The organism is Halobacillus sp. BBL2006, assembly GCF_000786645.1.
Classification (GTDB): domain Bacteria; phylum Bacillota; class Bacilli; order Bacillales; family Halobacillaceae; genus Halobacillus.
Window position 1 is genome coordinate 1 of the sequence record NZ_JRNX01000567.1, and the last position, 2621, is coordinate 2621.

The 2621-nt window shown below is 43.9% G+C and carries 2 protein-coding genes; both read right to left on the bottom strand.

Annotation, left to right across the window (positions count from 1 at the left end; translation table 11 throughout):
- The coding region (locus LD39_RS15995; protein WP_035549608.1) for a DUF72 domain-containing protein at window positions 1-789 on the bottom strand (789 nt) is incomplete at its 3' end.
- A gap of 84 nt (window positions 790-873) precedes the next feature.
- Window positions 874-2544 (bottom strand): formate--tetrahydrofolate ligase, encoded by a 1671-nt coding sequence (locus LD39_RS16000; protein WP_035549610.1) that lies wholly within the window; start codon window positions 2542-2544, stop codon window positions 874-876.
- Between the last annotated feature and the right edge of the window lie 77 nt (window positions 2545-2621).

A 2621-nucleotide genomic window follows, 5' to 3' on the forward strand; every position in this document is an offset into this window, starting at 1 on the left:
CATCTGTTTAGCATTATCGGCAGCATCGCCGCCGGAATTGTTATTAAAAAGCATGGTTATGTCTGGAGTCTTTTCTTTAAGTTCAACTATCCGGTCTGCCCACTCCTTAAGCTCCTCATCGTTATATTTGTATAAAAAACGAACCTTGCGCCAATCTTCACGCCCATTCTTATTCCAGCCATGGACATTACGGCCATGGAAACGTATCAGAGTCTTCTCAGGATGGGTCGGTTCCAATATGCGAGGCACAGAACCTTCACCTGCTTGTGGTTCATCGCATATGGCGTGAATCCAGTTATGCTCCTTCATAAACGATAACGTCTGATTTTTGTAGGCAGGCTGAAACCAGGTTCGATTCCTGAACTCAAGGGCGAGCGGATAATCGCGCAACCATTCCCGGATAAGGCGGAGCTTTTGAATGTGCTGTTTTCGAACATCAAACCATGGAGGGAATTGAAATAACAAGGCGTCCAACTTTTCAGCTTCTACCACCGGCTGGATAGATTCTTCATACCGTTTCATCAAATCTTTCGCTTCTTGAATAGACCTTGATTCACGATCATGGCCAGTCAACTGATTAAATGCTTTAATAACAAACTTGAAGGATTCAGGCGTTTGTTGGATCCACTTTTGATAGTGGTCAGGAGACTGAATCGCATAAAAGGCCGTATCAACCTCAACAACAGGAAAGTGGGAAGCATATTCTGAAAGCTTGTTAGCAGGTTTTGTATGATCCGTATATAATGAGGCATGGTCCCCCCATCCAGTCAGTCCGATGTTAATCCCCAAAGCGCTTCCTCCCTCATTTTATGTATTACTGCCATTTTAGCAAAAATGATACCCTCTGCACAGGATCATGCAGAGGGACGCGGTTTAAAATAATCCTTTAATGACTCCCGACTCTGTGACATCCATTTGGAGAGCAGCCGGTTTCTTAGGCAGACCCGGCATCGTCATAACATCACCCGTTAGAGCAACTATAAATCCTGCACCAACCGAAGGATGCAATTCTTTAACTGAAATTGTGAACCCTTCAGGTCTTCCCAGTTTTGTCGGGTCATCAGATAATGAATACTGGGTTTTAGCCATGCATACGGGTAAGCTTCCAAAACCGAGGCTGTCCATCTGTTTCAACTGTTTTCTAGATTTTGATGAAAACTCCACTCCATCCGCGCCATAGATCTTCGTCGCGATCTTGTGGATCTTTTGTTCAAGCGTATCATTCAACTCATAAGTATATTGAAGACGACCGGTTTTTTTCTCGCATAAGCGGACAACCTCCTCTGCCAGTTCCAGACCGCCTGCTCCACCTTTCGTAAAGACATCAGCCAACGAAACCGGCGCACCTTGTTTTTCACACCAATCGATTAAGAAATTCAACTCAGCTTCTGTATCTGCCGGAAAACGGTTAACAGCGATAACGAAAGGCAGATTGAAGCCTTCAATTGTCTCCATATGCTTCTTCAGGTTTTCTACTCCTTTTGCTAATGCCTCAAGGTTTTCCTTTTCAAGCTCTTTTTTTTCTACACCACCATGCATTTTTAATGCTCGGATTGTGGCTACGATGACAACGGCGTCAGGCTCAAATTCTCCAGCACGGGTTTTGATATCAAGAAACTTCTCTGCACCTAGATCCGCACCAAAACCCGATTCAGTAACGACGTATTCCCCTAGTTTTGATGCTATTTTAGTAGCCACTACGCTGTTGCATCCATGTGCGATATTAGCAAAAGGACCGCCGTGAATGATAGCAGGGGTATTTTCGAGAGTTTGAACCAAATTCGGTTTTATCGCATCTTTTAGTAAAAGCGTGAGTGCTCCTTCATAGCCTAACTGTTCAACACTTACAGGTTGCCGATCATAAGTGTAGCCGACCACGATCTTTGCTAAGCGGTTCTTCAAATCTTCTAAATCATTAGCCAAGCATAAAATCGCCATAATTTCAGAAGCTACGGTGATTTTAAATCCATCCTCACGTGGAACCCCTCTTACTGGACCCCCTAGACCGACAACAACTTGTCTCAAAGCTCGGTCATTGATATCCAGTACGCGCTTCCATTCCACACGTCGAGGGTCGATATTTAACTCATTTCCTTGGTGAATATGATTATCAATAAAGGCAGATAGGGCATTATTAGCCGTTGTTATGGCATGGATGTCACCCGTAAAATGCAAATTAATTTCCTCCATAGGGACCACCTGCGAGTATCCTCCGCCAGCCGCCCCTCCTTTTATCCCCATCGTAGGTCCTAATGAAGGTTCTCTCAATGCAATGATTGCTTTTTTATCCAATTGGTTCAATGCTTGGCCTAACCCAACTGTGATCGTCGATTTTCCTTCGCCTGCAGGAGTGGGGTTAATCGAAGTCGTCAATATGACTTTGCCACTTGGACGATCGGATAACCTTTTCAATAGATGATCCGAAAGCTTTGCCTTGTAGTGCCCGTATGGCTCCCAATCATTTTCTGTAAGATTCAGGTGAGCTGCAACTTCCCTTATGGGTTTCATTTCAGCCTCTAAGGCAATTTCAATATCTGATTTCATATATGATTTCCTCCCTTTCAAACGCTCTCTTTCCTTATTGTAACCTACACAGTTAAATGTGAAGAGAAAAAAGAAAA

What these genes read in the sequence shown, in the direction of transcription:
- LD39_RS16000 (WP_035549610.1), bottom strand. Translation starts at nt 2,544, where the DNA reads ATGAAATCAGATATTGAAATTGCCTTAGAGGCTGAAATGAAACCCATA.